Origin of the sequence: Aurantimonas sp. Leaf443 (genome assembly GCF_001425575.1) — a bacterium.
In the GTDB taxonomy this organism is placed as follows: domain Bacteria; phylum Pseudomonadota; class Alphaproteobacteria; order Rhizobiales; family Rhizobiaceae; genus Leaf443.
In genome coordinates this window covers 46,488-73,311 of record NZ_LMRD01000009.1, presented here as the reverse complement: position 1 = coordinate 73,311, position 26,824 = coordinate 46,488, and the positions used below count along the sequence as shown (strand labels likewise).

General features: G+C 69.6%; 29 protein-coding genes. 13 read left to right on the top strand and 16 right to left on the bottom strand.

Translation table 11 applies throughout. The annotated features are described in order from the left end of the window. Window positions 1–75: 75 nt before the first annotated feature. A complete protein-coding gene (locus ASG48_RS13875) occupies window positions 76–1,245 on the bottom strand; it encodes an aminotransferase class I/II-fold pyridoxal phosphate-dependent enzyme (RefSeq protein WP_055850908.1) in 1,170 nt (389 codons plus the stop codon). Between the two features lie 210 nt (window positions 1,246–1,455). On the opposite strand from ASG48_RS13875, the gene ASG48_RS13870 reads away from it, so the two are divergent. From ASG48_RS13870 to aat, 5 genes are all read left to right on the top strand, one after another. After that, complete coding sequence (locus tag ASG48_RS13870) at window positions 1,456–2,829, top strand: M48 family metalloprotease (protein WP_055850905.1); 1,374 nt, start codon at window positions 1,456–1,458, stop codon at window positions 2,827–2,829. Between the two features lie 41 nt (window positions 2,830–2,870). Continuing rightward, the gene (locus tag ASG48_RS13865; RefSeq protein ID WP_055850902.1) at window positions 2,871–3,629 is read left to right on the top strand and encodes a DsbA family protein; all 759 of its coding nucleotides are present in this window, start codon (window positions 2,871–2,873) and stop codon (window positions 3,627–3,629) included. Window positions 3,630–3,848: 219 nt separating this feature from the next. Further along, window positions 3,849–4,334, top strand: coding sequence for an acetyl-CoA carboxylase biotin carboxyl carrier protein (accB, locus tag ASG48_RS13860; protein WP_055850900.1), 486 nt, complete (start codon window positions 3,849–3,851; stop codon window positions 4,332–4,334). 10 nt (window positions 4,335–4,344) lie between these two features. Next, window positions 4,345–5,691, top strand: coding sequence for an acetyl-CoA carboxylase biotin carboxylase subunit (gene accC, locus ASG48_RS13855; RefSeq protein WP_055850896.1), 1,347 nt, complete (start codon window positions 4,345–4,347; stop codon window positions 5,689–5,691). Window positions 5,692–5,796: 105 nt separating this feature from the next. Next, window positions 5,797–6,465: a leucyl/phenylalanyl-tRNA--protein transferase gene (gene aat / locus ASG48_RS13850; protein ID WP_055850893.1), complete on the top strand. Its 669-nt coding sequence runs from the start codon at window positions 5,797–5,799 to the stop codon at window positions 6,463–6,465. Here the strand turns inward: aat and ASG48_RS13845 are convergent. From ASG48_RS13845 to ASG48_RS13805, 9 genes are all read right to left on the bottom strand, one after another. Beyond that, window positions 6,405–6,917: a DUF2155 domain-containing protein gene (locus tag ASG48_RS13845; RefSeq protein WP_348271145.1), complete on the bottom strand. Its 513-nt coding sequence runs from the start codon at window positions 6,915–6,917 to the stop codon at window positions 6,405–6,407. The genes aat and ASG48_RS13845 overlap by 61 nt on opposite strands. Before the next feature lie 16 nt (window positions 6,918–6,933). Next, complete coding sequence (locus ASG48_RS13840) at window positions 6,934–7,317, bottom strand: NADH:ubiquinone oxidoreductase subunit NDUFA12 (RefSeq protein WP_055850890.1); 384 nt, start codon at window positions 7,315–7,317, stop codon at window positions 6,934–6,936. Between the two features lie 88 nt (window positions 7,318–7,405). Beyond that, complete coding sequence (locus ASG48_RS13835; protein ID WP_055850887.1) at window positions 7,406–7,906, bottom strand: GNAT family N-acetyltransferase; 501 nt, start codon at window positions 7,904–7,906, stop codon at window positions 7,406–7,408. Next, the gene (gatB, locus tag ASG48_RS13830) at window positions 7,903–9,402 is read right to left on the bottom strand and encodes an Asp-tRNA(Asn)/Glu-tRNA(Gln) amidotransferase subunit GatB (RefSeq protein ID WP_055850884.1); all 1,500 of its coding nucleotides are present in this window, start codon (window positions 9,400–9,402) and stop codon (window positions 7,903–7,905) included. The genes ASG48_RS13835 and gatB overlap by 4 nt, the downstream gene beginning before the upstream one ends. A 112-nt stretch (window positions 9,403–9,514) precedes the next feature. Next, window positions 9,515–9,754: a hypothetical protein gene (locus ASG48_RS13825; protein WP_055850882.1), complete on the bottom strand. Its 240-nt coding sequence runs from the start codon at window positions 9,752–9,754 to the stop codon at window positions 9,515–9,517. After that, window positions 9,751–10,068, bottom strand: a complete 318-nt coding sequence (locus ASG48_RS13820; protein ID WP_055850878.1) for a chorismate mutase family protein — start codon at window positions 10,066–10,068, stop codon at window positions 9,751–9,753. Before ASG48_RS13820 ends, ASG48_RS13825 begins: the two co-directional genes overlap by 4 nt. A 31-nt stretch (window positions 10,069–10,099) precedes the next feature. Next, window positions 10,100–11,581 carry an Asp-tRNA(Asn)/Glu-tRNA(Gln) amidotransferase subunit GatA gene (gene gatA / locus ASG48_RS13815; RefSeq protein WP_055850876.1) on the bottom strand — a complete coding sequence of 494 codons (1,482 nt, stop codon included), beginning with the start codon at window positions 11,579–11,581 and terminating at the stop codon, window positions 10,100–10,102. 54 nt (window positions 11,582–11,635) lie between these two features. Beyond that, a complete protein-coding gene (gene gatC / locus ASG48_RS13810) occupies window positions 11,636–11,923 on the bottom strand; it encodes an Asp-tRNA(Asn)/Glu-tRNA(Gln) amidotransferase subunit GatC (protein ID WP_055850873.1) in 288 nt (95 codons plus the stop codon). Between the two features lie 122 nt (window positions 11,924–12,045). After that, on the bottom strand, window positions 12,046–12,750 hold the full coding sequence (locus ASG48_RS13805; protein WP_055850870.1) for a metal-dependent hydrolase: 705 nt from the start codon (window positions 12,748–12,750) through the stop codon (window positions 12,046–12,048). A gap of 104 nt (window positions 12,751–12,854) precedes the next feature. Here ASG48_RS13805 and ruvX point away from each other — a divergent pair, with 104 nt between their 5' ends. Beyond that, window positions 12,855–13,355, top strand: coding sequence for a Holliday junction resolvase RuvX (gene ruvX / locus ASG48_RS13800; RefSeq protein ID WP_055850867.1), 501 nt, complete (start codon window positions 12,855–12,857; stop codon window positions 13,353–13,355). Window positions 13,356–13,362: 7 nt separating this feature from the next. Here ruvX and ASG48_RS13795 read toward each other — a convergent pair whose 3' ends face one another. The 3 genes from ASG48_RS13795 to ASG48_RS13785 form a co-directional block, all read right to left on the bottom strand. Further along, complete coding sequence (locus tag ASG48_RS13795) at window positions 13,363–13,695, bottom strand: DUF6105 family protein (RefSeq protein ID WP_348271144.1); 333 nt, start codon at window positions 13,693–13,695, stop codon at window positions 13,363–13,365. After that, window positions 13,692–14,222, bottom strand: a complete 531-nt coding sequence (locus tag ASG48_RS13790; RefSeq protein ID WP_156381611.1) for a hypothetical protein — start codon at window positions 14,220–14,222, stop codon at window positions 13,692–13,694. Before ASG48_RS13790 ends, ASG48_RS13795 begins: the two co-directional genes overlap by 4 nt. 109 nt (window positions 14,223–14,331) lie before the next feature. Then, on the bottom strand, window positions 14,332–15,990 hold the full coding sequence (locus ASG48_RS13785; protein WP_055850861.1) for an acyl-CoA dehydrogenase family protein: 1,659 nt from the start codon (window positions 15,988–15,990) through the stop codon (window positions 14,332–14,334). Window positions 15,991–16,079: 89 nt separating this feature from the next. Between ASG48_RS13785 and ASG48_RS13780 the strand changes: the two genes are divergently transcribed. From ASG48_RS13780 to ASG48_RS13750, 7 genes are all read left to right on the top strand, one after another. Continuing rightward, complete coding sequence (locus ASG48_RS13780; protein ID WP_055850855.1) at window positions 16,080–17,033, top strand: aspartate carbamoyltransferase catalytic subunit; 954 nt, start codon at window positions 16,080–16,082, stop codon at window positions 17,031–17,033. A gap of 8 nt (window positions 17,034–17,041) precedes the next feature. After that, the gene (locus ASG48_RS13775; protein WP_055851343.1) at window positions 17,042–18,361 is read left to right on the top strand and encodes a dihydroorotase; all 1,320 of its coding nucleotides are present in this window, start codon (window positions 17,042–17,044) and stop codon (window positions 18,359–18,361) included. 3 nt (window positions 18,362–18,364) lie between these two features. Continuing rightward, a complete protein-coding gene (plsY, locus tag ASG48_RS13770) occupies window positions 18,365–18,964 on the top strand; it encodes a glycerol-3-phosphate 1-O-acyltransferase PlsY (RefSeq protein ID WP_055850853.1) in 600 nt (199 codons plus the stop codon). Beyond that, on the top strand, window positions 18,961–20,091 hold the full coding sequence (gene dprA, locus ASG48_RS13765) for a DNA-processing protein DprA (protein ID WP_055850849.1): 1,131 nt from the start codon (window positions 18,961–18,963) through the stop codon (window positions 20,089–20,091). The genes plsY and dprA overlap by 4 nt, the downstream gene beginning before the upstream one ends. A 173-nt stretch (window positions 20,092–20,264) precedes the next feature. Beyond that, window positions 20,265–22,859 (top strand): response regulator, encoded by a 2,595-nt coding sequence (locus tag ASG48_RS13760; protein ID WP_244486910.1) that lies wholly within the window; start codon window positions 20,265–20,267, stop codon window positions 22,857–22,859. A 94-nt stretch (window positions 22,860–22,953) separates the two neighbouring features. Beyond that, window positions 22,954–24,006 carry a histone deacetylase family protein gene (locus ASG48_RS13755; protein ID WP_055850842.1) on the top strand — a complete coding sequence of 351 codons (1,053 nt, stop codon included), beginning with the start codon at window positions 22,954–22,956 and terminating at the stop codon, window positions 24,004–24,006. A 33-nt stretch (window positions 24,007–24,039) separates the two neighbouring features. Then, entirely contained in the window at window positions 24,040–24,621 is a 582-nt protein-coding gene (locus ASG48_RS13750; protein WP_055850839.1) for an NAD(P)H-dependent oxidoreductase, read from the top strand. Between the two features lie 191 nt (window positions 24,622–24,812). Here the strand turns inward: ASG48_RS13750 and msrB are convergent, their stop codons facing one another. From msrB to ASG48_RS13735, 3 genes are all read right to left on the bottom strand, one after another. Continuing rightward, window positions 24,813–25,220: a peptide-methionine (R)-S-oxide reductase MsrB gene (msrB, locus tag ASG48_RS13745; RefSeq protein WP_055850836.1), complete on the bottom strand. Its 408-nt coding sequence runs from the start codon at window positions 25,218–25,220 to the stop codon at window positions 24,813–24,815. A gap of 178 nt (window positions 25,221–25,398) precedes the next feature. Beyond that, window positions 25,399–26,019: a bifunctional nicotinamidase/pyrazinamidase gene (gene pncA / locus ASG48_RS13740; RefSeq protein ID WP_055850832.1), complete on the bottom strand. Its 621-nt coding sequence runs from the start codon at window positions 26,017–26,019 to the stop codon at window positions 25,399–25,401. A gap of 156 nt (window positions 26,020–26,175) precedes the next feature. Next, on the bottom strand, window positions 26,176–26,520 hold the full coding sequence (locus tag ASG48_RS13735; RefSeq protein WP_055850831.1) for a hypothetical protein: 345 nt from the start codon (window positions 26,518–26,520) through the stop codon (window positions 26,176–26,178). Window positions 26,521–26,824 lie beyond the last annotated feature (304 nt).

The following is a 26,824-nucleotide window of genomic DNA, read 5'->3' as shown; positions in this document are numbered from 1 at the left end:
GTTCGGGCCGATTGAAATGAAGAAGGGCGGGCCTTGCGGTCCGCCCTTCTTCGTTCGACCTGTGCGGGGCTGATGTCAGCCGGCGTCGAGGAAGGCCGCCATGCGATCGAGCGCCTCTCGCAGCGTCTCGTGGTCGCAGGCATAGGACAGCCGCACGAAGCGCTCGCCGCGCTGCAGGTCGAAATCCGTGCCCGGCGTGATCGCGACATGGCATCGCTCCAGCACCGTCCGGGCGAAAACCGTCGAGCTCTCGAAACCGTCGGGAATGGCGGCATAGGCGTAGAAGGCCCCGTCGATCGGGGCGATCTGCGAGAAGCGCAGCGCCGGCAGGCGCTCCGCCAGGAGATCGCGGTTCGCCCGGTAGCCGGCCCGCACAAGTTCCAGTTCCTCGCGCGCGTCGAAGACGGCTTCGGCCGCCACCTGGCTGAGTTCGGGGGCCGAGATGTAGAGGCTCTGCCCGATGCGCTCGGCGGCGCGCACGAGGTTCGGCGGCATCACCAGCCAGCCGATGCGCCATCCCGTCATGCAGTAATATTTGGAGAACGAGTTCACCACGATCGGCTGGTCCGAGAAGGCGAGCGCCGTCGTCTCGTGCCCCTCGTAGACGAGGCCGTGATAGATCTCGTCGGAGATGAAGCGGATGGCGTTGGCGTCGGCATAGGCGACGAGGCGCCGCAACTCGTCCGGCGGCGTCAGCGTGCCGGTCGGGTTGGCGGGGCTGGCGACGAGGACGCCGGCGACGCGCCCCGCCTCGTTTGCGGCGCGCAGGTGGTCGGCCGTGAAGATATAGGCGGTCGCGGCGTCCACCGGAATCTCGACGGGCACGAGCCCGAGCGCGCGCAGGATGTTGCGATAGGCGGGATAGCCGGGCGAGGCGATGGCGATCCTGTCGCCGGGATCGAAGGCCGCGAGGAAGGCGAGGTTGAAGCCGGCGGAGGAGCCGGTCGTCACCATCACGCGCGCCGGGTCGATCTCCTGCCCGTAATGGTCGGCATAGTGGCGGGCGATGCGCGTGCGCAGCGACATCCGCCCGAGCGCGTCCGTATAGGCGACGCGGCCGTGGTCGAGCATCCTGCGCGCCGCCTGCCGGGCGATCTCGGGCACGGGCGCCGCGGGCTGGCCCACCGCGAGCGACAGGACCGGCAGGCCCCGCGCGACCATGCGGTTGGCCTCGGCGAGCACGTCCATGGCGCGGAACGGGTCGATGCGCGAGCGCAGCGACGGTTCGAGAAGCAACTCGGTCATGCCAGCGATATCCTTGTCCGGCCTCGATTTCGCCCGATTGCAATGAGGATTGAGGACGGTCGGGCAAGGCCGTCGCCCGCGCGGCTTGTTTTCGCGCCGGCGCCTTGTAAACCCTTCGGGCGGCAGGGCCGCAAGGGCCCGTCGCCGCGCCGCGGCCGTGCGGGCGCCCATGGGACCGCGCTGAAGGGTCGTCGGGACGGGAGGAGCCTCATGAAGTCACGCAAGCGCCGGGCACTCGGGTTCCGCCTCGTCGCCGCCCTCATGACCCTGGCCATGGCCGTGCCGTCGCAGGCCGCGCCCCGCAAGCGGACGGGCGTGCCCATCGTGCGCGATGCGGAGATCGAGGCGCTCGTCGCCTCCTACGCGGCCCCGATCCTCAAGGCCGCCGGCCTGTCGCGCTCGGGCATCGAGATCGTCCTCGTCAACTCGCCGGACTTCAACGCCTTCGTCTCCGGGCGGCGCATCTTCATGAACACCGGCACGATCCTGAACACGACGACGCCGAACGAGGTGACCGGCATTCTCGCGCACGAGATCGGCCATCTGGCGGGCGGCCATCAGCAGCGGCTGCGCGAGCAGATGGAGCAGGCCAAGACGCTGGCGCTCATCACGGGCGTGCTGGGCGCGGGCGTGGCGGTCGCGGGCGCGGCCTCCGGCTCGCGCGGCGCGGCGGGCGCCGGGTCGGGCATGATGATGGGCGGCGGCGCCGTCGCCCAGCGCGGACTGATGAGCTACCAGCGCGGCGAGGAATCGACCGCCGACCGCGCCGCCCTCACCTATCTGGAGAAGGCCAAGCTCTCCGGGCGCGGCCTCATCCGCACCTTCGAGACGCTCGAGCGCAACAGCGTCTTCTCGCGCGGCGGCGGCCGCAGCTATCTCTCCTCCCATCCCGTCCCGCGCGAGCGCATCGCCTCGCTGCAGACCGCGGCGGCCGAGAGCCCCTATTACGGCGTGACGGATTCCGCCGACGCGATCGAGCGCCACGATTTCGCGCGGGCCAAGATCGTCGCCTATGGCGAGGGCGCGAGCGCCGTGCGCCGCACCTTCGCGCGCAGCCCCCGCAGCCTGCCGGCGCTCTATGGCGACGCGATCGCGACGCATCTCGAAGGCTCTTCGGAAGCGGCGCTGAGGAAGATCGATGCGCTGATCGCGCAACGTCCGACCAATCCGTGGTTCCACGAGATCCGCGGCGAGATCCTGATGGAGGCGGGCCGCGGCGAACAGGCGGCGGCGGCCTATCTGAAGGCGCAGAAGCTCGACAAGACCGGTTCCGGCATCCTCAAGGCGGAGGTCGGACAGGCGCTTGTCGTGGGCGGCACGAAAAAGGATCTGGCCGGCGCGATCGAGTCGCTCGAGGCCGGCCTGCGCGCAGACCCCGCCAACGGACAGGCCTACCGTTTCCTCGCCATGGCCTATGAGCGCACGGGCGATGTCGGCCGCGCCGAGCTTGCGACCGCCGAAGGCTACTGGCAGTCGGGCGCCTTGCGCGATGCCAAGATCTTCGCCGCGCGCGCGCAGGGCAAGCTGAAGCCGGGCACGCCCGCCTGGCAGCGCGCCGCCGACATCCTCAAGTCGAAGGGCTGAGGCCCTTCCTCCCCACCTTCCTCCCGCGAAAGTCCCGGCCCTTGGTCCTGCGTCCCCTCCTTCTCGCCGCCGCCCTTCTCGGCGGCACGGCCGGCACGAACGCCCAGCAGACCTCCTTCGACGAGACGCAGGCACGTGACATCCGCGCGATCGTGCGCGACTATCTCGTCGCCAATCCGGAAGTGCTGGTCGAGGCGATGACCGCGCTCGAGGCCAAGCAGTCGGCCCAGCAGGCCGCGGCGCAGTCGAAGGCCGTCGCCTCCATCGCCTCGTCGCTCCATGCGAGCCCGGAAGGCACGGTGATCGGAAACCCGGACGGCGACGTCACGGTGGTGGAGTTCTTCGACTACAATTGCGGCTACTGCCGGCACGCGATGGCCGACATGGACGCGATGGTGAAGGCCGATCCGAAGCTACGATTCGTCCTGAAGGAGATTCCGGTCCTCGGTCCGAACTCGGCCGAGGCCAGCCATGTGAGCCTTGCCTTCCGCCAGATCGCCCCGGCGAAATACCCGGCCTATCACCGCGCGCTGCTCGGTGCGCCGGGCGTTTCCAACGAGGCCAAGGCGCTCGGCGTCGCGGAGGAACTCGGCGTATCCGAGGCCGAGATCCGCAAGGCGATGCAGTCTTCCGCGGTGATGGACGCGCTCGCCGAAAGCAACGCCATGGCCTCCGTGCTGCAACTCACCGGCACGCCGACCTACGTCATCGGCGACGAGGTCATCTCAGGCGCCGTCGGCAAGGAACAGCTCGCCGCACGCGTCGCCAGCCTGCGCGAATGCGGCAAGACCGCCTGCTAGGCCGGGCGTCTGTGCGAACGCGCAGGGAGCTTTCCCCCCGCGCGGGTTCGCACTATAGGAAACGCCTGCATCGCAAAGGAATTTGCGTCGATCCGCTCATGCAGGGCCAGACGGACCCCCGTCGACGATTGGACCGATCCGCCGCGACAGGCGGAGCGGCCTTCGAAGGCGAAACGTCCCTCGCTCCATGACCGTACCGGCGGGACCGGAAGGAAGAGAATGTCCGAACAAGACGATCACAGCGTCGACCCCGCCCTCGTGCGGGAACTCGCCACCATCCTCAACGACACCGATCTCACGGAGATCGAGGTCGAGCGCGGTTCGCTGCGCGTGCGCGTGTCGCGCCAGAAGGAGATGATGGCCGCCTATCCGCAGATGGCCTATCAGGTCCCGCAGGGGGCGATGCAGCAGGCGCCGGCCGCCGCGCCCTCGCCGCTCGCCCCGATCGCCGCCGCGCCCACGGGCCCCGAGCCCGGCACGGTGCCCTCGCCCATGGTCGGCACGGTCTACATGGCCGCCGCCCCCGGGGCGAAGAACTTCATCGAGGTCGGCCAGGACGTGTCCGAGGGCGAGACGCTCCTCATCGTCGAGGCGATGAAGACGATGAACCAGATCCCGGCGCCCCGCTCGGGCAAGATCACCAAGATCCTCGTCGAGAACGCGCAACCCGTGGAATACGGCGAACCCCTCGTCGTCATCTCGTAGGGGCCGCGCCATGTTCAAGAAGGTCCTGATCGCCAATCGCGGCGAAATCGCCCTGCGCGTGCTGCGCGCCTGCAAGGAGCTCGGCATCTCGACGGTGGCCGTGCACTCCACCGCCGACAACGCGGCCATGCATGTGCGCCTCGCCGACGAGAGCGTGTGCATCGGCCCGCCTCCCTCCCGCGACAGCTACCTGAACATCCCCTCGATCCTGGCGGCCTGCGAGATCACCGGCGCCGACGCCGTGCATCCGGGCTACGGGTTCCTTTCCGAGAACGCGCGCTTCGCCGACATTCTCGACGCCCACAACGTCACCTTCATCGGGCCGACGGCGGATCATATCCGCATCATGGGCGACAAGATCGAGGCCAAGCGCACCGCGCAGAAGCTCGGCATTCCCGTCGTGCCCGGCTCGCCCGGCGCGGTGACGGACGACGACGAGGCGATGCGCATCGCCGAAGAGATCGGCTATCCCGTCCTGGTGAAGGCTTCCGCCGGCGGCGGCGGGCGCGGGATGAAGGTGGCGCGCTCGCGCGCCGACCTCTCGACCGCGCTGTCCACCGCGCGCACGGAAGCGGGCGCCGCCTTCGGCGACGACGCGGTCTATATCGAGAAATATCTGGAAAAGCCGCGCCACATCGAGGTCCAAGTCTTCGGCGACGGCGCGGGCCAGGCGATCCATCTCGGCGAGCGCGACTGCTCGCTGCAGCGGCGCCACCAGAAGGTCTGGGAAGAGGCGAACTCGCCGGCGCTGACGCCCGAGCAGCGCGCCGAGATCGGCCGCATCTGCGCCGAAGCGATGGCCAAGCTCTCCTATCGCGGCGCGGGCACGATCGAGTTCCTGTACGAGAACGGCGAGTTCTACTTCATCGAGATGAACACCCGCCTGCAGGTGGAGCATCCGGTGACCGAGGCGATCACCGGGCTCGATCTCGTGCACGAGCAGATCCGCGTCGCCGCCGGGCTCGGCCTGTCGGTCACGCAGTCCGAGGTCACCTTCCAGGGCCACGCGATCGAGTGCCGCATCAATGCCGAGGACCCGCGCTCCTTCGCGCCCTCGCCAGGCCGCATCACGCATTACCATACGCCGGGCGGCCTCGGCGTGCGCGTCGATTCGGGCGTCTATCAGGGCTATTCGATCCCGCCCTTCTACGACAGCCTCATCGGCAAGCTCATCGTGCACGGCCGCAACCGCGCCGAATGCATGATGCGCCTGCGCCGCGCGCTGGACGAGATCGTCGTCGACGGCGTGAAGACGACGCTGCCGCTCTTCCGCGACCTCGTCGACAATTCCGACATCGCCGCCGGCGCCTACGACATCCACTGGCTGGAACAGTATCTGGCCGGCGAGAAGCCGTGACGGCGGCCGGCGCCGCCGGACATGCGATCCCGCCCGTCGCCGCCTCCGGGCGGCGACGGGCCCTTCCCTTCGTCGCCTGACCGGAACGCACGGAGACGCGACACGATGGCCCGGCGGCCCACGCAGCGCACGGTGCTGACGCCCGATCTCCTCCTGAAGGCCTATGCGTCCGGCATCTTCCCGATGGCCGAACGGGCCGACGACGACGACGTCTTCTGGATCGACCCGACCGAGCGCGGCATCCTGCCGCTCGAGGCGTTCCATCTCCCGCGGTCCCTGCGCAAGCGCATCCGCCAGGGCCGGTTCGAGATTCGCGTCGACAGCGCCTTCGCCGCCGTCATCGACGGCTGCGCCGAGAAGGCGCCCGGCCGCACCGAGACCTGGATCAACGCCGACATCCGCGACCTGACGCTGGCGCTGTTCCGCGAGGGCTATGCGCATAGCGTGGAGACGTGGCGGGAGGGCCGTCTCGTCGGCGGGCTCTACGGCATCGCGCTCGGCGGTGCCTTCTTCGGGGAGAGCATGTTCTCGCGCGAGACGGATGCCTCGAAGGTGGCGCTCGCCTTCCTGTGGGAGCGCCTGTGCCGAGGCGGGTTCACGCTGCTCGACACCCAGTTCCTCACCGAGCACCTGGAAACGTTCGGCGCTCTGGAAATCCCGCGCGCGGCCTATCGCGAGCGGCTGGCCGCAGCCCTCGTCGAGGACGCGACCTTCTATCCCGCAGGCGCGGGCACCGCCGAATCGCTTTTGCAGCTCTTCAGCCAGACGTCGTAGACCGGGTGCTCCACGGCGTTGAGGCCGGGCGAATCGGCGAACATCCAGCCGGTGAAGATGCGCCTGATCTGGCGGTCCAGCGTGATCTCGTCCACCTCCACGAAGGCGTCCGTGCGTGTCGCCTCGCCCTCGGCGCTCGAATAGCAGGCGCGCGGCGTCACCTGCAGGGCGCCGAACTGCACGGTCTCGTCGACATAGACGTCGAAGGCGGTGATGCGGCCGGTGATCTTGTCGAGACCGGAAAAGACCGCCACGGGGTCCTTCACGCGCGGCTTGGGGCCGGACGGCGGCGGCTGAACCGCGGGCTCGTCCGACGGCGGCACCGCCTGCCCCTCCAGTTCGAACTGCTCGAACGTGCCCTCCTGCGACAGCGCCACGCCGGACAGTCCGACAGCAAGGAAAGCTGCGAGGACGGCGATCGCGGGCCGGCGGCCGCAAGGGGCCTTCGTCATGCGCGAGGTCACGCGCTCACGGCACCCAGGCGTCGTAATCGCCCGTCACCCGCGGACGCTGCTCGGAGGGGCTGAGGAGCGAACCCTTCGGCCGGTAGGCCTTGCCGGTGCCGGTGTGGTTCTGCTCGTGCGGCTTCTGCCACTCGCGGGGCCTGTAGAGCTCCTTGGAGGGCGGCGTGTCGACGCGGTGATGCATCCAGCCGTGCCAGCCGGGCGGAATGGTCGAGGCCTCGGCCGGCCCGTTATAGATGACCCAGCGGCGCGAGCCGTCGGCATTCTGGTAGTAGACATTGCCGAAATCGTCCGAGCCCACCTTCTGGCCGAACCGCCAGGTGTGGAACCTCGTGCCGATCGTCTGACCGTTCCACCAGGTGAAGATCTCAAGGAGCCAGGGTTTCATCGAACCGTCCATCGCCGAGCGTCGCGGCTTTATGCTGCCGCGCCGGTGAAATGTCCACAGGAGCGCCGCCGTGTCGCGGCCCCTGCCGTCAGCCGAGTGGCTTCTCGTAGATCGCGGCCGGAAGGCCCGAGCCCGGCGTGCCGCAGGCGTCCGTCCGACCGACGAGCGCGAAGCCGGCATGCCGGTAGAAGGCGACCGCCGCCGTGTTCGCCTCTTCCACTTCGACCCGCAGAACCCTGGCGAGCGGAAAGCAGCCGGCGATCTCCGAAAGGAGGTCCGCGCCGATGCCCTGCCCCTGGCAGTCCGGGCGAACGTAGAGCTGGTGCAGGGCGACGCTGCGCCCCTCGCCGGAAGCGCCGGCATAGGCCATTCCGGCGAGCCGCGTTCCGTCGTCGGCCACCAGGAACTCCGAGTTCGGCCGCGTCAGGCGCGGCCGCAGAGCCTCGACCGAGTGCCAGGAGGCGGTGATCTCGGCGACGCGCTCCGGCCCGTAGATCGCGTCGTAGGTGGCGTGCCAGGTCTCGCGCAGAAGCGCGCTCACCGCGCCGAGATCCTTCACGCCGGCGGTGCGCACGAAGAAGCGGCTCATTCGACGCCGAGCTTGGCCTTCACCAGCGCGTTGACGGCCTGCGGATTGGCCTTGCCGCCGGTCGCCTTCATCACCTGTCCCACGAACCAGCCGGCCATCGAGGGTTTCTCGCGCGCCTGCGCCGCCTTGTCGGGATTGGCGGCGACGATCTCGTCGACGGCCTTCTCGATGGCGCCGGTATCGGTCACCTGCTTCAGGCCGCGCTCCTCCACGATGGCGGCCGGATCGCCGCCCTCGTTGAAGACGATCTCGAACACGTCCTTGGCGATCTTGCCGGAGATCGTGCCGTCGCGGATGAGGTCGAGAATGGCGCCGAGCGTGTCGGCCGAGACCGGCGTCTCCTCGATGCCCTTGCCGGCCTTGTTCAGCGCGCCCAGGAGATCGTTGATGACCCAGTTCGCCGCCTGCTTGGCGTCGCGGCCCTTGGCGAGCGCCTCGAAATAGTCGGCGATGGCCTTTTCCGAGACGAGGACCGAGGCGTCGTAGGACGAGAGGCCGGCGCTGGCGATCAGGCGCGCGCGCTTGTCGTCGGGCAGTTCCGGCAGGGCGGCGAGCAGCGCGTCGACATAGGCCTGGTCGAAGACGAGCGGCAGAAGATCGGGATCGGGGAAATAGCGGTAGTCGTGCGCGTCTTCCTTGGTGCGCATCGAGCGCGTCTCGCCCTTCACCGGGTCGAAGAGACGCGTCTGCTGCTCCACGGTGCCGCCGTCCTCGATGAGGGCGATCTGGCGCCGCGCCTCCGCCTCGATCGCCTGTCCGACGAAGCGCACGGAGTTCACGTTCTTGATCTCGCAGCGCGTGCCGAAGGGCCCGCCGGGGCGGCGCACCGAGACGTTGACGTCGGCGCGCATGGAGCCCTCGTCCATATTGCCGTCGCAGGTGCCGAGATAGCGCAGGATGGTGCGCAGCTTGGTGAGATAGGCCTTCGCCTCGTCGGCCGAGCGGATGTCGGGCTTGGAGACGATCTCCATCAGCGCCACGCCCGACCGGTTGAGATCGACGAAGGACATGGACGGATGCTGGTCGTGCATCGACTTGCCGGCATCCTGCTCGAGATGCAGGCGCTCGATGCCGATCTCGATCTCGTCGTAGGCGCCCTTGGAGTCCGGGCCGACCGACACCTGCACGGTGCCCTCGCCGACGATCGGGTCCTTGAACTGCGAGATCTGGTAGCCCTGCGGCAGGTCCGGGTAGAAGTAGTTCTTCCGGTCGAAGACCGAGCGGTGGTTGATCGCCGCCTTGAGACCGAGGCCGGTGCGGATCGCCTGGCGCACGCATTCCTCGTTGATGACCGGCAGCATGCCCGGCATGGCCGCGTCGACGAGGCTCACATGGTCGTTCGGCGCGCCGCCATAGGCCGCCGAGGCGCCGGAGAAGAGCTTGGCCTCCGACAGGACCTGCGCGTGCACTTCCATGCCGACGACGATCTCCCAGTCGCCGGTGGCGCCGGAGATGAACTTCTTCGGATCGGGCGTGCGGGTATCGACGAGGGTCATAGGGGCAATCCGCGTATGAGGCTGGATGATGAAAAAGGGCTAGTGGAAGCGAAGGGTCGGATCAAGGCTCGGCGGCCGGCCGCCGTCTCGGCGGCGACGACCGGCCGAGAGGTCACCTGAGCGCTTCGAGCAGCGCGCGACGCTCGGCCTCGAGATCACCGCTCTCGATCGGGCGCCCGGCGCGGCGATACCAGTAGGCCGCGTTGGCAGGATCGCCCTCGACGCGGTGGAGATGCGCATGGAGCCAGGCGGCCTCGGCGGATGACAAGCGTTGCGCCAGATCGTGGGCGCCCTCCCAGTCGCCGGCCGCCAGACGGTCGAGCGCCCGGACGATGAGCTCGCGGTCGCTCACCGGGCCGCCTGAGGCGGACGAAGCCGCCGTTCCTCCTCGGCGATCGCCGCCGCCACGATCTCGGCCCAGAAGCGCGCGTAGAGGTCTGGATCGAGGCCACGCTCGGCGGCGAGCCGGCGGGCATTGTCGATCACTTCCGCCACCCGCTCGGGCACCTCGGCCGGGATGCCCGCGCCGCGCTTCAGCTCTGCCGCGCGATGGATGAAGGCCATCCGTTCGGCGAAGAGATCGAGGAGTTCGCGGTCCAGATCGTCGATCGAGGCGCGCAGCGCCGTCATGTCGGCGCAGGCGGCGGGTGCGGCGCGCGTCGTCATCGAGGCGTCCGCCCTGCGCCCTGCGCCACGCTCACCACCACTTGCGCGGCGTGAAGCGGCCGGCGGCGGACTCGATGGCGGCGCCGAGCGCGAAGAGCGTCTCCTCCTCGAACGGGCGGCCGATGAGCTGAAGCCCGAGCGGCAGCCCCTTATCGGAAAGGCCGGCGGGCACCGCGAGACCGGGAAGACCGGCCATGTTCACCGTCACGGTGAACACGTCGTTGAGATACATCTTCACCGGGTCGGCGTTCATCTCCCGGTCGGCGATGCCGAAGGCGGCGGTGGGCGTGGCGGGCGCCAGCAGCGCGTCGACGCCGTCGGCGAAGACGGTCTCGAAGTCGCGCTTGATGAGCGTGCGCACCTTCTGCGCCTGCAGGTAGTAGGCGTCGTAGTAGCCGGCGGAGAGCACGTAGGTGCCGATCATGATGCGGCGCTTCACCTCGCGGCCGAAGCCCTCGGCGCGGGTGTTCTCGTACATTTCCGCGATGTCGCGGCCGGGCACGCGCAGGCCGTAGCGCACGCCGTCGTAGCGCGCCAGATTCGACGAGGCTTCGGCCGGGGCCACGATGTAATAGGCGGGCAGCGCGTATTTCGTATGCGGCAGCGAGACGTCGACGATCTCGGCGCCGGCGTCCCTGAGATAGGCGATGCCCTGGCTCCAGAGCGCCTCGATCTCGGCCGGCATGCCCTCGACGCGGTATTCCTTCGGCACGCCGATGCGAAGGCCCTTCACCGAGGCGCCGACCGAGGCCTCGTAGTCGGGCACCGGACGGTCGACCGATGTCGTGTCCTTCGGGTCGAGCGAGGCCATCGACTTCAGGAGGATGGCCGCGTCCCGCACGTCGCGGGCGATCGGGCCGGCCTGATCGAGCGAGGAGGCGAAGGCGACGATGCCCCAGCGCGAGCAGCGCCCGTAGGTGGGCTTGATGCCGACGGTGCCGGTGAAGGCCGCCGGCTGGCGGATGGAGCCGCCCGTGTCGGTCGCCGTCGCGCCCGCGCACAGATGCGCCGCGACCGCCGCCGCCGATCCGCCGGAGGAGCCGCCGGGCACGAGATCGGCGTCGGATCCTTCGGCCCGCCACGGGTTCCTGACCGGGCCGTAATAGGAGGATTCGTTGGACGAGCCCATGGCGAACTCGTCCATGTTCAGCTTGCCGAGCATCACCGCGCCGTCGGCGAAGAGATTGGCCGTCACCGTCGATTCGTAGCGCGGCTCGAACCCGTCGAGAATGTGGCTGCAGGCCTGTGTGTGCACGCCCTCGGTCGCGAAGAGGTCCTTGATGCCGAGCGGAATGCCCTCGAGCGCGCCGCCCTCGCCCCGGGCGAGCTTCTCGTCGGAGGCCGCCGCCATGGCGCGCGCCTTGTCGGGCGTCACCTTCACATAGGCGTTCAGCGCGTCGTTGGCCGCATCGATGGCGGAAAGATAGGCGTCGGTCAGCTCCGCGGCCGTGAAGGTCTTCGCCTTCAGGGCATCGCGGGCCTCTGCGATCGTCAGGGCGGTCAGTTCGGTCATCGGGCTCAATTCGTCGATCTGTCGGTTCTGAGGACGGGCGGGACGTGACGTCCGCTATTCGACGACCTTCGGCACCATGAAATAATGGTCGTCGCTCGCCGGCGCGTTGGCGACGATGTCGTCGGCCTTGCCGCCGTCGGTGACGACGTCCTGGCGCTTGCGCATCTCCATCGGGATGACCGACGTCATCGGCTCCACGCCGGAGACATCCACCTGACCGAGCTGCTCGACGAAGCCCAGAATGGTGTTCAGCTCCCCTTGCATGGCTTCCACCTCCTCGGGCTTCAGCGCGATGCGGGCGAGCTTGGCCACCCTGCGGACTGTCTCTGCGTCGACGGACATTGCGGTCCCCGTGCCGGATCTTGGAAGGAGGCCGAGCTATAGCGAGGGCTCCGGCCACAGGCAACGCCGCGCGGGCGCCGATGCCGGGGCGCGTAGAGCGAGCGCCCCGGCATCGGCGAGGCTCAGACCTCGAAGGGAACGCCGACCTCGGGCACCTTCACCTTGTGGGCGTCGCCCTCCATGCTCTCGATGAACTTCTGCGGGTTCGGATCGAGAATGGGCATCGTGCCCCAGTGGATCGGGATGATAGTGTCGAAGTTGAAGTAGCGCCGGCAGGCGAGTGCCGCGACGGCCGCGCCCATCGTCAGCCGGTCGCCGATCGGCACCATGGCGATCTTGGGCGCGTGCAGCTCCTCGATCAGCGCCATGTCGCCGAAAATGTCGGTATCGCCCATGTGGTAGACGGTGGGACCGTCGCCGAAATGGAAGACGAGGCCGTTCGGCATGCCGAGATAGGTGACCGTGCCGTCCGCCTCCATCTCGCCGGACGAATGGAAGGCCTGCGTCAGCGTCACGGAGAAGTCGTCGAAGACGATCGTGCCGCCGGTATTGCCGGGCTCGATGGTCTCGACGCCCTTCTTGGACAGCCAGCTGACCAGCTCGTAGGTGCCGACGACCTTGCAGCCATGCGCCTTGGCGAGCTGGACCGTGTCGCCGACATGGTCGGAATGGCCGTGGCTGAGCACGATATGCGTGACCCCGTGCGCCGCCGCCTCGATATCGGCCGCCTTGAAATGCGGATTGCCCGAGAGGAACGGGTCCACGAGGATGACCGAGGCGCCGGTCTCGATGCGGAAGGCCGAATGGCCGAAATAGGTGATCTTCATCGACAGGATCTCTTCCGTGCGGTTCGCGCGTGGCGGCCGCGCTCTCACGCGGCCCGCCGTCGCGTGCTACTTGAGCGGTCCGCCCGAGGGGTCAAGGAGATGCGATGCCGCTCTTGGAAATCGACGCGTTCGCCAAAGCCGTGCCGCCGGGGCGCACGATCGCGGGGCTCGACCTCGGCACGAAGACGATCGGCATCGCCGTCTGCGACCTCGGCCACCGCTTCGCCACGCCGCGCGCGGTGGTGGCGCGCACGAAGTTCACGCTGGACGTGGTGGCGATGGAGGCGATTCTGGAGCGCGACAAGGTCGCCGGGCTCGTTCTCGGCCTGCCCCGCAATATGGACGGCACGGAGGGCGTGCGCGCCCAGTCGACACGGGCCTTCGCGCGCAACCTCCTGCGCCTGCGCGACTGGCCGATCCTTCTGTGGGACGAGCGTCTTTCGACGGTGGCGGCCGAGCGCGGCCTGCTCGAGGCGGACGTCTCGCGCCGCAAGCGCGCCGAGCGCATCGATTCGGCGGCGGCGGCCTTCATCCTGCAGGGGGCGATCGATCGGCTGAGCCTCTTCGGCGACGACGAGGCGGAGCCCGACGAAAGGCCGGGCTGACGGCGTCTCAGTCGACGGCCGAAACGGCCGCCGGGCCGGCGAAGTCCGCGCGCTGCGCCCGCTCGCGGCGGGCGACCCACCAGGCCCGGATGGCGCGGCGGCGGCGGAAGGCGACGAGGGCGAGGACGAACAGCGAATCGACGGCGATCGCGCGGGCAGCCAGCAGGGGAATCGCGGCGGGGTCGATGCCGAGGATCGCGCCGTAGATCTCGAAGACCTGGTCGTGCATGGCGCGCGAGAAGAATTGCGTGCCGAAGCTCACGTCGTTCAGCGACAGGAAGTACCAGCCCCAGAACAAGCCGACCGGGAGGGCCCAGAGCAGAAGGAGGCCGCGGATCATCGCTCGGCGCTCCCGCGGCGCTCGTCTTCCTCGGCGTAGCTCGCCCGCACGGAGCGCAGCGCCGCCTCGAAGGCCTCGTCGTCGTTCTCGTCGTAGACCGCCGTCAGACGGTCGAAGCCGATCGCGGCGAAACTCGCGAGGATCGCGGTCACGAACCCCGTGCCGGACCCGAAGAGCGAGGCGACCGGCGCCTCCGCGAGCCAGGCGAAGCCGGCGAAGACGCCGAGCGCCACGAGCGCGGCACAGGCCAGCGACTCGGCCGAACGGTCCGCGGCGCGGGTGCCGATCTGGAAGGACGAGATCGCCATGAAAAGCGACGCCGCCACGCCGAAGAGAAGCGCCGAGAAACAGAGCGCTTCGGACGCGGACAGGACGGGAAACCCGCCCTCCATGCCGAGCGAGCCCGCCAGCGTCGCGAAATGGTCGAAGGCGACGGGATCGAAGCTCGCGGCGAAGAGGATGGCGCCGGAAGTGCCGGAAAACCCCATCCACGCCCCGAGAGCACACGTCGTTGCAGTCTGCCGCATGAGGCGCTCCCGAGGCGAAATGGTTAGCGGTTCGTAAACGCCACCATTCCCCTCGCGGTTCACCGCCGCAATCGATACCTCCCGTTAACCTTAATGGCCGGGCCTCCCGTCAGCGCAGGGGCGGGTGGAGCTCGTCGACGAGCGATCGCGCGTCCGTGCGAAGATCGAGCATGCCGTAGCTGTGGCGCCAGACGCCGCCGAGGCGCGTCTCGAGGAAGGCGTCGCACAGGCTCTCGTGGCCGAGACGGGCGAGCGACGCGGCGGCGGCGGCCAGCGCGAACTGTTCGGCGAGGAGGCGCGCCGATCCCTCGTCGGCCTTGGCGACCGCGACGGCCGCGCGCAGCACGTCGGGCGTGCGGCCCGCCCGGCGGCCGAGATCGCGCGCGATCCCTTCGATCATGGCATCCACCGCTTCCGGGTGGCGCTCGACGACCCGCAGGAGATCGAGCGCCATGACATTGCCCGGCCCCTCCCAGATCGCGTTGACGGGCGCCTCCCGATAGGCGCGCGCGAGCCGGCCGTCCTCCACGTAGCCGTTGCCCCCAAGGCATTCCATCGCCTCGGCGACGAGAGCCGGGGCCATCTTGCAGACCCAGTATTTCGTCACCGGCGTCATCACGCGCACGAAGGCGGAAGCCTCGGAGGCGTTGGCGCCGCCCTCGCCCGTCCGGTCCAGACTATCGGCGAGCCGCATCGAGAGCGCGGTCGCGGCCGCGACATCCAGCGCCATGTCGCCGAGGACGCGCAGCATCGCGGGCTGGTCGATCAGGAAACGGCCGAAGGCCTTGCGCTCGCGGCAATGGTGAACGGCCTCGCCGAGCGCGGCGAACATCAGGCCGCTGGAGGCGAGCGCGCAGTCGAGCCGGGCCAGCGAGACCATCTCGATGAGCGTTCGGATGCCCCGACCGGGCTCGCCGACGAGCGTGCCGGAGGCCTCGACGAGTTCCAATTCGGCCGAGGCGTTGGAACGGTTCCCGAGCTTGTCCTTCAGCCGCTGGAGATGGAGCCCGTTGAGCCGCCCGTCCTCGAGCACCCGCGGCACGAGGAAGCAGCTCGGCCCCTCGCCCGTCTGCGCCAGAAGGAGGAAGGCGTCCGACATCGGCGCGGAGAGGAACCACTTGTGCCCGTCGAGGCGGTAGGTCCCGTCCGCCGAGCGCGCGGCGCGCGTCGTGTTGGCGCGAAGGTCGGTGCCGCCCTGCTTCTCGGTCATCCCCATGCCGATGGTGACCCCGGTCTTGACCGAGGCCGGCTTGACGCCCGGGTCGTACTGGCGCGCCGTCAGGCGCGGCATCCAGGCCGAGAGGAGGTCCGGCGCGACGGCGAGCGCGGCGACGGAGGCGCTCGTCATGGTCAGCGGGCAGAGATGGCCGCTCTCGACGCCGGCCGTCATGTAGAGGCGCGCGGCGCGGGCGAGATGGCGGTGCCCGCCCTCGGCCGCCGGCCCGCTCCAGGCGGACGCGTGCAGCCCGTCGGCGATCGAGCGGCGCATCAGGGCGTGATAGGCCGGGTGATAGTCGACGAGGTCGATCCGCCGTCCCTTCTCGTCGAATCGGCGCAGGCTCGGCGCGTGGACATTGGCCAGACGCGCCAGATCCATCGCCTCCGGCGAGCCGCAGAACCGGCCGTGGCGTTCGAGCGAATCGATGGTCTCGGGCGAGAGGTCGGACACGAGGCGCCGCAGCAGCGGATCGGCGGCGAAGGCGTTGAACCCGGACCTGTCGGAGGACTGGTTCACGACCTCGTGCGTCGAAAGCTTCGTCTCGGCCATGACCGTCTCCTTCTCGCCCCCCGCGATCGCGCCGTCGCGTCCGCGCGATCCTTGCCGCTATCGGCGCGATTGCCTATAGCGCTCCTTCGATGACCGACGCTTCTACCCGGCTTGCCTTCACCCATCGCCATCTCCTGGGGATCGCGCGGCTGCAGCCGTTCGAGATCGACCATCTCCTGACGCTCGCGGAAGCGGCGGTGGAGGTCGGCCGGCGCATCGACAAGAAGAAGGCGGTGCTGAAGGGGCGCACCCAGATCAACCTCTTCTTCGAGGCCTCGACGCGCACCCAGGCCTCCTTCGAGCTCGCCGGCAAGCGGCTCGGCGCCGACGTCATGAACATGGCGGTCGCCAATTCCTCGGTGAAGAAGGGCGAAACGCTCATCGACACGGCGATGACGCTGAACGCCATGCGGCCGGACATTCTCGTCGTGCGCCATCACGCCGCCGGTGCCGTCGCGCTGCTCGCGCAGAAGGTCGGCTGCTGCGTCGTCAATGCCGGCGACGGGGCGCACGAGCATCCGACTCAGGCGCTGCTCGACGCGCTGACGATCCGCCGCCGCAAGGGCCGCATCGCCGGGCTGAACGTCGCCATCTGCGGCGACGTCCTGCACAGCCGCGTCGCGCGCTCGAACATTCTCCTCCTCAACGCGCTCGGCGCGAATGTGCGCGTCGTGGCGCCCTCGACGCTCCTGCCGCGCGGCATCGAGGAGATGGGCGTCACCGTCCATCGGCGCATGGCGGACGGGCTGGCCGGCGCCGACGTCGTGATGATGCTGCGCCTGCAGCGCGAGCGCATGGAGGGCTCCTTCGTGCCGTCCGTGCGCGAGTATTTCCGCTATTTCGGCCTCGACGCACAGAAGCTCGCGCTCGCCAGGCCGGACGCCCTGGTCATGCATCCCGGCCCGATGAACCGGGGCGTCGAGATCGCGTCCGAGATCGCCGACGGACCCCAGAGCGTCATCGAGGAACAGGTCGAGATGGGCGTGGCCGTCCGCATGGCGGTGATCGAGACGCTGATCGCCAACGCGGAGGCCGCCTCGTGAGCGCCACCATGCCCGGTCTCGTCGTCGAAGGCGCCCGCATCCTCGACCCGTCGCGCGGGCTCGACGCGGTCGGCTCGCTGGTCGTCGCCGACGGGCGGATCGTCGCCGCAGGCCCCGACGCCCTCAACCAGGGCAGGCCCGAGGGAGCCGAGATCGTCGACGGACGCGGGCTCTGCCTCCTGCCCGGCCTCGTCGACGCGCGCGTCTTCATCGGCGAGCCCGGTCGCGAGCATCTGGAGACGATCGCCTCGGCCTCCGCCGCGGCCGCGGCCGGCGGCGTCACCTCCATCCTCACCATGCCCGACACCGATCCCGTGGTGGACGACGTGGCCATCGCCGAGTTCGTGATGCGCACCGCGCGCGAGACGGCCTGCATCAACGTCTTCCCCGCCGCGGCCATGACGCGCGGCCTGAAGGGCCGGGAGATGACCGAGATCGGTCTCCTGACCGACGCCGGCGTCAAGGCCTTCACCGAGGGGCGCCACACGCTCTCCGACGCCGCCCTCTTCCGCCGCATCATGACCTACGGGCGCGATTTCGACGCTCTGCTCATGCACGAGACGCAGGACGAAGGCCTGACCGGCGCCGGCGTCATGAACGAAGGGCTGCTCGCCTCCTGGCTCGGCCTGCCGGGCGCGCCGGCCGAGGCCGAGATCATCCCGCTCGAGCGCGACCTGCGCCTCGCCGCCCTCACCGGCTGCCGATATCACGCGGCGATGATCTCGCTCGGCGAGTCGGCCGCCGTCATGCGCCGCGCCAAGGAACGCGGCGTCCGCGCGACGGCGGGCGTCTCCATCGCCCATCTCTCGCTGAACGAGAACGACATCGGCGAGTACCGCACCTTCTTCCGTCTCTCGCCGCCGCTGCGCCGCGAGGAGGACCGGCAGGCGACGATCGAGGCGCTGGCCGACGGCACGCTCGACATCATCGTCTCCTCGCACGATCCGCAGGATGCCGACGGCAAGCGCCGCCCCTTCGCGGAGGCGCGCACCGGCGCGATCGGGCTGGAGACGCTGCTGCCGGCGGCGCTGCGCCTCCACCATAGCGGCGCGGCGCCGCTCATGCGCCTCGTCGAGGCGATGACGTCGGCGCCGGCGAAGCTGCTCGGGCTCGACCGCGGCACGCTTCGGCCGGGCAGCGTCGCCGATTTCGCGCTGGTCGATCTCGACGCGCCGTTCCTCTTCACCAAGGACCGCATCCGGTCCCGCTCGAAGAACACGGCCTTCGAGAATGCCCGCTTCCAGGGCCGTGTCTTGCGCACGGTGGTCGCGGGCCGCACAGTCTTCGAGGACAGATCGGGCGGCGACGGCACGGCCGGGGGAGCGTGAGACGTGGTTGAGGGGTTGGGGCTCGTCTTCGCTCTGGCATTGGCCGGCGGCTATCTCTGCGGATCGATCCCCTCGGGGCTGATCTTCGCGCGGCTTTTCGGCCTCGGCGACATCCGCAAGATCGGCTCGGGCAATATCGGCGCCACCAACGCGCTGCGCACCGGCAACAAGACCATGGCGGCGCTGACGCTTCTCGGCGACGTGCTGAAGGGCACGATCCCGGTCCTCATCGCCTGGCGATGGGGCGTGGAGGCGGCGGCAATCGCGGGGCTCGGCGCCTTTCTCGGCCATCTCTTCCCGGTCTGGCTCGGCTTCAAGGGCGGCAAGGGCGTCGCCACCTATCTCGGCATCCTCCTGGGCATCGCGCCGGTCGGCGTCCTGATCTTCGCCGCCGTCTGGCTCTCGCTCGCCTGGTTCTTCCGCTACTCCTCGCTCGCGGCCCTAGCCGCCACGCTCGTCGTGCCGATCGCCTATGCCGCGCTCGGGCTGACCGTTCCCGCGGCACTGATGGCCCTTCTCTCCGTGCTCGTCTGGATCAAGCACCGGGCGAACATCTCGCGGCTCCTCGCCGGCACGGAAGGGCGGATCGGAGCCAAGGGGTGAGCGAAGCGGGCCCGGCGCGACGTCCCCTTCGCCTGCCGCCGGAGACGCTTCTCGCCTGGCTCCGCCTCATCCGCAGCGAGAATGTCGGCCCGGCGACGTTCCGCGCCCTCGTCAACCGGTTCGGCGGCGCGCAGGCCGCCCTGGATGCGCTGCCCGATCTCGCCGCGCGCGGCGGGCGCAAGATCCGCGTCGCCCCGGCCGAGGCCGCCGAACGGGAGCTGCGGCAGGCCGAACGGCTGGGGGCGCGTTTCCTGTGCCTCGGCGAGAGCGACTATCCCCGTCTCCTGCGCCGCGAGGATCAGGCCCCGCCGGTCCTCGCTGTGATGGGCGACCTTTCCGTCCTGAACCGTCCCTGTATCGGCATCGTGGGCGCGCGCAACGCCTCGCTCGCCGGCATCAAGCTGACGCGCCAGTTCGCGCTCGACCTTTCGGCCGCCGGCTATGTCACGGTCTCTGGCCTTGCGCGCGGCATCGATGCCGCAGCCCACGAGGCGAGCCTTTCCGGCGGCACGATCGGCGTCTTCGCGGGCGGGCTCGACAAGCCCTATCCCAAGGAGAACCGGCCGCTGATGCGCAGGATCGCCGACGGCGGCGGTTGCCTCGTTTCCGAGATGCCCTTCGGCTGGGAGCCGCGCGCGGTGGACTTTCCCCGCCGCAACCGGGTCGTCGCCGGCCTTTCGCTCGGGCTTCTCGTGGTGGAGGCGGCGCTGCGGTCGGGCTCGCTCATCTCGGCGAGGCTCGCCGGCGAGATGGGGCGCCTCGTCTTCGCCGTGCCCGGCTCGCCGCTCGATCCGCGCTCCGGCGGCACGAACCGCCTGCTCAAGGACGGCGCGATCATCGCCACGGAGCCCGGCGACGTGATCGAGGCCCTGCGCCCGCTCGACGACCGCGCCGCCCCCTTCGATGCCGGCCTGGAGGAACGCGAGATGGTAGGACCTTTCGACGAACCCGCCGAGGGCGAGCGCGAGCGCATCCTCGAGGCGCTGGGGCCGACGCCAGTCGATGTCGACGATCTCATCCACCATACGGGATCGACGCCCGGCGCCGTGCAGCTCGTCCTTCTCGAACTCGATCTCGCCGGCCGCCTCGAACGCCACGCGGGCGGGCGCGTCTCGCTCCTGCCCTGACAGCGTCGAGGGTCCATCGACATCACTCTTGCGCGCCGGACGGTCCAAGCGGGAAAACACGATTGCCGTAGGCGACATTCTGGCCGATAAGCGCGGTTTGATTGCTCCGGAGGTCGCGCTCCTTGTCCGCACAGACTCTCGAACGCACGACGCGCGGCGGCCAGTGCCGCCGCCTGCTTCTCTCGACCGACTGGTCCCGCACCAGCCTCGGGCCGATCGAAAGCTGGTCGCCGGCCCTTCGCGCCATTGCCGACATGATCGTCGATTCGCCCGTGGCGAAGGTGCTGATGTGGGGTCCGGACCACCGGATGATCTACAACGACGCCTATTCGGTCGTCGCCGGGGCCAATCATCCGCGCGCCTTCGGCGCCTGCGTCGACGAGGTCTGGCCGGAGATCTGGGACTTCAACCGCGCCATACTCGCCGCGGGTTTCCGGGGCGAGGTGCAGTCCTATCTCGACCGTCATCTCGTCCTCAATCGCAATGGCCGGCCGGAGGACGTCTATTTCGACCTCTACTACACGCCGATCTACGAGACCGACGAGCGCGTCGGCGGCGTGCTCTGCACGGTGTCGGAGAACACCAACCGCGTTCTCGACCGGCATCGGCTCCACGAGAGCAACGAGCGCTTCCGCGCCGCCATGGAGGCCGTCCACGGCGTGTTGTGGACCAATTCCGCCGACGGCCGGATGATCGGCGAACAGCCGGGCTGGAGCGCGCTGACGGGCCAGAGCGAGGCCGAATATTCCGGCTTCGGCTGGGCGAAGGCCGTTCACCCGGACGACGTGACGGCCACGCAGGTCGCCTGGCTCAAGGCGGTGGAAACCACGACCCCCTTCGTGCACGAGCACCGGGTGCGCCGGCGCGACGGCAGCTGGGGCAGCTTCGCGATCCGCGCGCTCCCGATCCTCGACGGGCGCGGCACCGCCGCGCAATGGGTCGGCGTTCACACCGACATCACCGAGCAGCGCGCCGCCGAGGCCAAGATCCTCGAACATGCCGCGCTTCTGGAGCGCCAGATCGCCCATCGGCGCCGCGCCGAGGACCAGCTGCGGCAGATGAACGACACGCTGGAGACGCGCATCGCCGAGGCGATCGCCGAGCGGCGCGAGGCGGAGAAGGCGCTCGCCCAGTCCCAGAAGATGGAGACGATCGGCAAGCTCACCGGCGGCGTCGCGCACGACTTCAACAACCTGCTTCAGGTGATCTCCGGCAATCTGCAGCTCCTGTCGCGCGACGTGGCGGGAAACCTTCGCGCCGAGACGCGCGTCGCCAACGCGCTCGCCGGCGTCTCGCGCGGCGCCAAGCTCGCCAGCCATCTCCTCGCCTTCGGCCGTCGCCAGGCGCTGGAGCCCAAGGTCGTGAACCTCACGCGCTTCGTGCGCGGCATGGACGACATGCTGAGCCGGGCGCTCGGCGGCGGCATCGAGGTCGAGATCGTGGCGACCGCGGGCCTGTGGAACACGTTCATCGACCCGACGCAGGTCGAGAACGCGCTCCTGAACCTCGCCATCAACGCCCGCGACGCGATGGACGGTCTGGGACGCCTGACGATCGAGCTCGGCAATGCCAGCCTCGACGACGACTACGCCCGGAGCCACGAGGAGGTCCGCGCCGGCCAGTACGTGATGCTGGCGGTCAGCGACACCGGCAGCGGCATGAGCCCGGAGATCATCGAGAAGGTGTTCGAGCCCTTCTTCTCCACCAAGGCGGAGGGCAAGGGCTCCGGCCTCGGCCTCTCGATGGTCTACGGTTTCGTGAAGCAGTCCGGCGGCCACGTGAAGATCTATTCCGAGATCGGGCACGGGACGACCGTGCGCCTCTACCTGCCGCGCGCCACCCAGGCCGAGGATATCGAGATCGCCCCCGTCACGGGCCCGATCGCCGGCGGCACCGAGACGATCCTCGTGGTGGAGGACGACGAGGACGTGCGCGCGACCGTCGTCGATCTCCTCACCGAGCTCGGCTACCGCGTGCTCAAGGCGCCGCAGGCCCAGGCGGCGCTGAGCGTCGTGGAGAGCGGCGTGCCGATCGACCTTCTCTTCACCGACGTCGTCATGCCCGGCCCGCTGCGCAGCCCCGAACTCGCCCGGATGGCGCGCGAGCGCATTCCCGGCATCGCCGTGCTCTTCACCTCCGGCTATACCGAGAACTCGATCGTCCATGGCGGGCGGCTCGATGCCGGCGTGAACCTTCTCTCCAAGCCCTACAGCCGCGAGGCGCTGGCGCGGAAGATCCGGCACGTTCTCGCCAACCAGCAGCAGCGCAACGCGGCGGCCGCACAGGGCTCGGCCGACGCGCTCGGTTCGGTCGAAGTGCCCGGCGAGGCCGTTCGTCAGGCCGCATCCGCGCCCTCGCTCGTCCCGGCGGACGAGGCCGCCCCCGCGGCGGACAAGCCCGTCTGCGTGCTTCTGGTGGAGGATGACGGGCTCATCCGCATGAACACGGCCGAGCTCATCCAGGATCTCGGCCATGTCGTGGTGGAAGCGGGCAGCGCCGAGGAGGCCATGGCCGCGCTCCAGACGATGGAGATCGACGTCCTGGTGACGGACGTGAACCTGCCCGGCCAGTCCGGGCCGCAGCTGGCGAAGGAAGCCCGCCGGCTGCACGCCGCCATCGGCGTGGTCTTCGCGACGGGCGACCGTACGGTTTCGGGCATCGAGGCCTTCGGACGGCGCGCGAGCATCCTCAACAAGCCCTATGACGGGACGGGCCTCGAGCGGGCGATCGAAGCCGTGCTCGCGGACCCCGTGAAGGCGCCGGCCTGACGCCATCCTCCGCCCGGGCGAGGCCGGTGTGCGTCGCCTTGTCCGAATCCCGTCGTCGGTCCTTCAGGCCGGCGCCGCAGCGAGCCAATGTGCGATGCGCTTCTACGTCTCCGACCGCCAGCTGGACCACCGCCCCACGCAATACGGCGTGCACGGCCGCCTCGTGCGGCCGCTGGAGAATCCCGAGCGCGGCGAGACGCTGATCGCCTCCCTCCGGTCCCTCGGCCTCGATCGCAGCGAGCCGGAGGCGCCCGCGCGCGCGCTGCTCGAACGCGTTCACGCCGATCATTACATCGCCTTCCTCGAGACCGCCCATGAAAGGTTCCAGGCGCTGCCCAATGCGGGACCGGAAGTCCTGCCGAACGTGCACCCCTATTTCGCCGGGACCGGCGCGCTGGGCGCCCGTCCGAAGCCGCGCACGCAAGGGATTCTCGGGCAGGCCGGCTGGTATGTCGGCGACCTCTCCTGCGCGATGACCGCCCTCACCTATCAGGCCGCGCTGGCCTCGGCCGGCAGCGCCGTCTCGGCGGCTTCGGCCGTCGCCGGGGGCGAAGATGCGGCCTTCGCGCTCTGCCGCCCGCCCGGCCACCATGCCTATGCCGACCGAGCCTCGGGCTTCTGCTTCCTCAACAACGCGGCGCTCGCCGCCGAGCGCCTGCGCGAGCGGTTCGCAAAGGTGGCGATCCTCGACTTCGACACCCATCACGGCGACGGCACGCAGACGATCTTCTACGAACGCGGCGACGTCTTCGTCGGCTCGGTTCACACGGATCCGACGGCCTACTATCCCCATTACCTCGGCTATGGCGACGAGACGGGCGCGGGCGCGGGCCTGAACGCCAACCTGAACCTGCCGCTCGCCTTCGGCTCGGACGACGCGGCCTATGTCGCCGCTGTCGAGACGCTCGCCGCGGCGATCGCCGGCTTCGGGGCGGAGGCTCTCGTCGTCTCGGCGGGATGGGATGCGCATCGCGACGATCCTCTGTCGAAGCTCGACGTGACGAGCGCCGCCTATCCGCGCCTCGGAACCATTATCGGCGCCCTGAACCTGCCGACCGTCATCGTTCAGGAGGGAGGCTACTCGCTGGCCGCCGTCGCCGAGGCCGCGCCCGCCTTCCTCTCCGCCTTCCTCGCCGCTCGCCGCTGAGGCGCGCCGGCAACCCTTCTTCAGGAGCCGACCATGCCCACCGTCGCCGTCTTCGTCGGCTCGCTTCGCCGCGAGTCGCTCAACCGCCGCTTCGCCGAAAGCATCGCCGCGCTGGCGGGCGACCGCCTGCGCTTCGACATCGTCGATCTCTCCGACGTGCCGATGTACAACGACGATCTCTGGGCCGAGACGCCGGCGGGCGTCACGCGCATGAAGGCCGCGATCGAGGCGGCCGACGCGGTGCTCTTCGTGACCCCGGAATACAATCGCTCCTATCCGGCCGTCCTGAAGAACGCCATCGACTGGGCCTCACGGCCCTATGGCAGGAGCTCCTGGGCGGGCAAGCCGGCGGCCGTCGTCGGAACCAGCCCCGGCTCCCTCGGCGCGGCGGTGGCGCAGAACGAGCTGCGCAACATCCTCACGGTCGTCGGGCTGATCGTGATGGGCCAGCCGGAAGTCTATTTCCAGTTCAAGCCGGAGGCCTTCGAGGGGGCCGATGTCGTCGAGCCCGGTGCCCGGACGATCCTGAACCACTTCGTCGACGCCTTCGCCGCCTTCGTCGCCCGCACCGCGCAGCCGCGGCCGGCCGAGCAGCCCGACGCGACGCGCAGCTGAGGATCGGGCGTCAGACCGCCGCGCGTTTGAAACGACCCGTCTTGGCCGGCTTCGCGCGGCGGCAGCCCGTTTGGCGATTGAGCGTCTTCCGGCACCGCGTGACGTGACCCGAAGGGGCAGTCCATCGGCGGGTCGGTACCGGACACATGATCGGCCAGCCGGCGCCATGATGCGACGGCTGGCACCGACGATCACGCCGAGGCGGGCTCGAAATACATCGCCACGCCGTTGATGCAGTAGCGCAGGCCGGTCGGCGGCGGACCGTCCGGGAAGACATGCCCGAGATGGCTGCCGCACCGGCTGCAATGCACCTCGGTGCGGACCATGCCGTGGCTGCGGTCGATCGTCTCCTCCACCGCTCCCTCGACGGGCGTGTCGAAGCTCGGCCATCCGGTGCCGCTCTCGAACTTCTTGTGCGTCTCGAAGAGCGCCTGGTCGCAGCCGGCGCAGGTGAAAGTGCCGGGGCGCTTCTCGGCGAGGAGCGCACAGCTGCCCGGCCGCTCCGTGCCGTGGCCGCGCATGACGTGATACTGCTCGGGCGTCAGGCGCTCGCGCCATTCGGCGTCGCTGCGGGTGACGGGAAAAGTGGCATGGTCCATCGTGTCGTTCCTTCGCCTCTCTCGCGGGGCGACGGCGCCGCTGCGCGTCCCGTCAGCCCTCGCATGATGGACTGCATATAGGCATCGCGGCGCGACGGGTCAGGGTCGCGGCCGACTGCCGGTGCCGACGTCGCGAGACCGTGACAGGGCGCGTTCGCGGCTTGGCGCGGCATCCGGCTCAGTCCGAAACGAGCGCGATGCCGGCCTCGCGCATCGCGCGGCGGGCCGCGTCGAGGGAACCGTTCAGGTCGATCGCGCGGCTGGCGCTCTCGACGACCGTCACCTCGAACCCGGCCGCGCGCGCATCCAGCGCCGTCCAGGCGACGCAGAAGTCGGTGGCAAGGCCTGCCAAATAGACATGCGCGGCGCCGCGCTCGCGCAGGTAGCCGGCAAGGCCCGTGTCCGTCTCGCGGTCGGCTTCCCGGAAGGCCGAATAGCTGTCGATCTCGGGATGGAAGCCCTTGCGCAGGACGAGCTGGACGGGCGCGAGGTCGAGCCCGGCATGAAGGTCCGCACCCGGCTGGCCCATGATGCAATGGTCGGGCCAGAGAACCTGCGCCCCGTAGGAAAGGTCGATCGTCTCGAAGGGCGCGCGACCATGGCTGGAGGCGAAGGAGACATGCCCCGGCGTGTGCCAGTCCTGCGTCGCGACGACGATGCCGAAGCGAGGCGACAGGGCGTTGACGAGGGGCACGACCGCATCGCCTTCGGCGACGGCGAGCGCGCCACCGGGGCAGAAATCGTTCTGGACGTCGACGATGACGAGGGCGTCCTGCGGTGAGGCGGGTGTGATCGGCATGAGAGGACAATGCCATCGCGCGGGAACGGACGGAAGAGGCGCCGGCCTCGTCGCGCACCACGCCTGCCGCGCACGAAAAAGGCCGCCGGACGGGTGTCCGGCGGCCTTGCATCGTCGTGCTCGGCCGCGTCTGCCGCGGCGCGTCGACGGACTGGCTCAGTTCGCGACGACTTCGGCGCGCAGATCGGGCGTGCGCATCACCTCGACCTTGTCGCCGCGGCGGGTGATGTGCAGGTCCTTGGCCGCGGTGCCGGACTCGCCGGGAACCGAGACGATCGCGGTCTGGCCGTCGTTGAGGACGGTGGAGAAGCGGATCGCCCCGCCCTCTTCGCCGGACTTCAGCGTGGTGACGAGATGGAAGCCGTCGGCCTCCACCGTGTAGTAGGCGGCGCCGGAGACGGCGCCCAGATCGACGACCGTGCCGGCCATGGGCTTCAGTTCGTCGGCGAGGGCTGCGGTGGAGAGAAGGGTGAGCGCTGCTGCGGCGATGAACGACTTCATGGGGGACTTCCTCTTGGCTTCACGGCTTTCGAGGACGGACGCTAACGGCTTATGCTGCAGCGCACAACGACATGGCAGGCGTGCAAAAATGCACGCGCGGTTAAGATTAATCGAAGCATCGAAAGTCTCGATTGTAGTTTCGGGAGATCATCGCGGCGCACCATCGCCCGGACGACGCATCGGGACGCCGGCCGGGCAGCGTTGAAATCGCGTCGCGGCTCGTTAAGTGAGGCCTCGGTCGGCCCTCGATCTCTTCGCAGGCGCGACATCGGGGCCGCAAGCCGCTAGAGCATATCGCGGACAA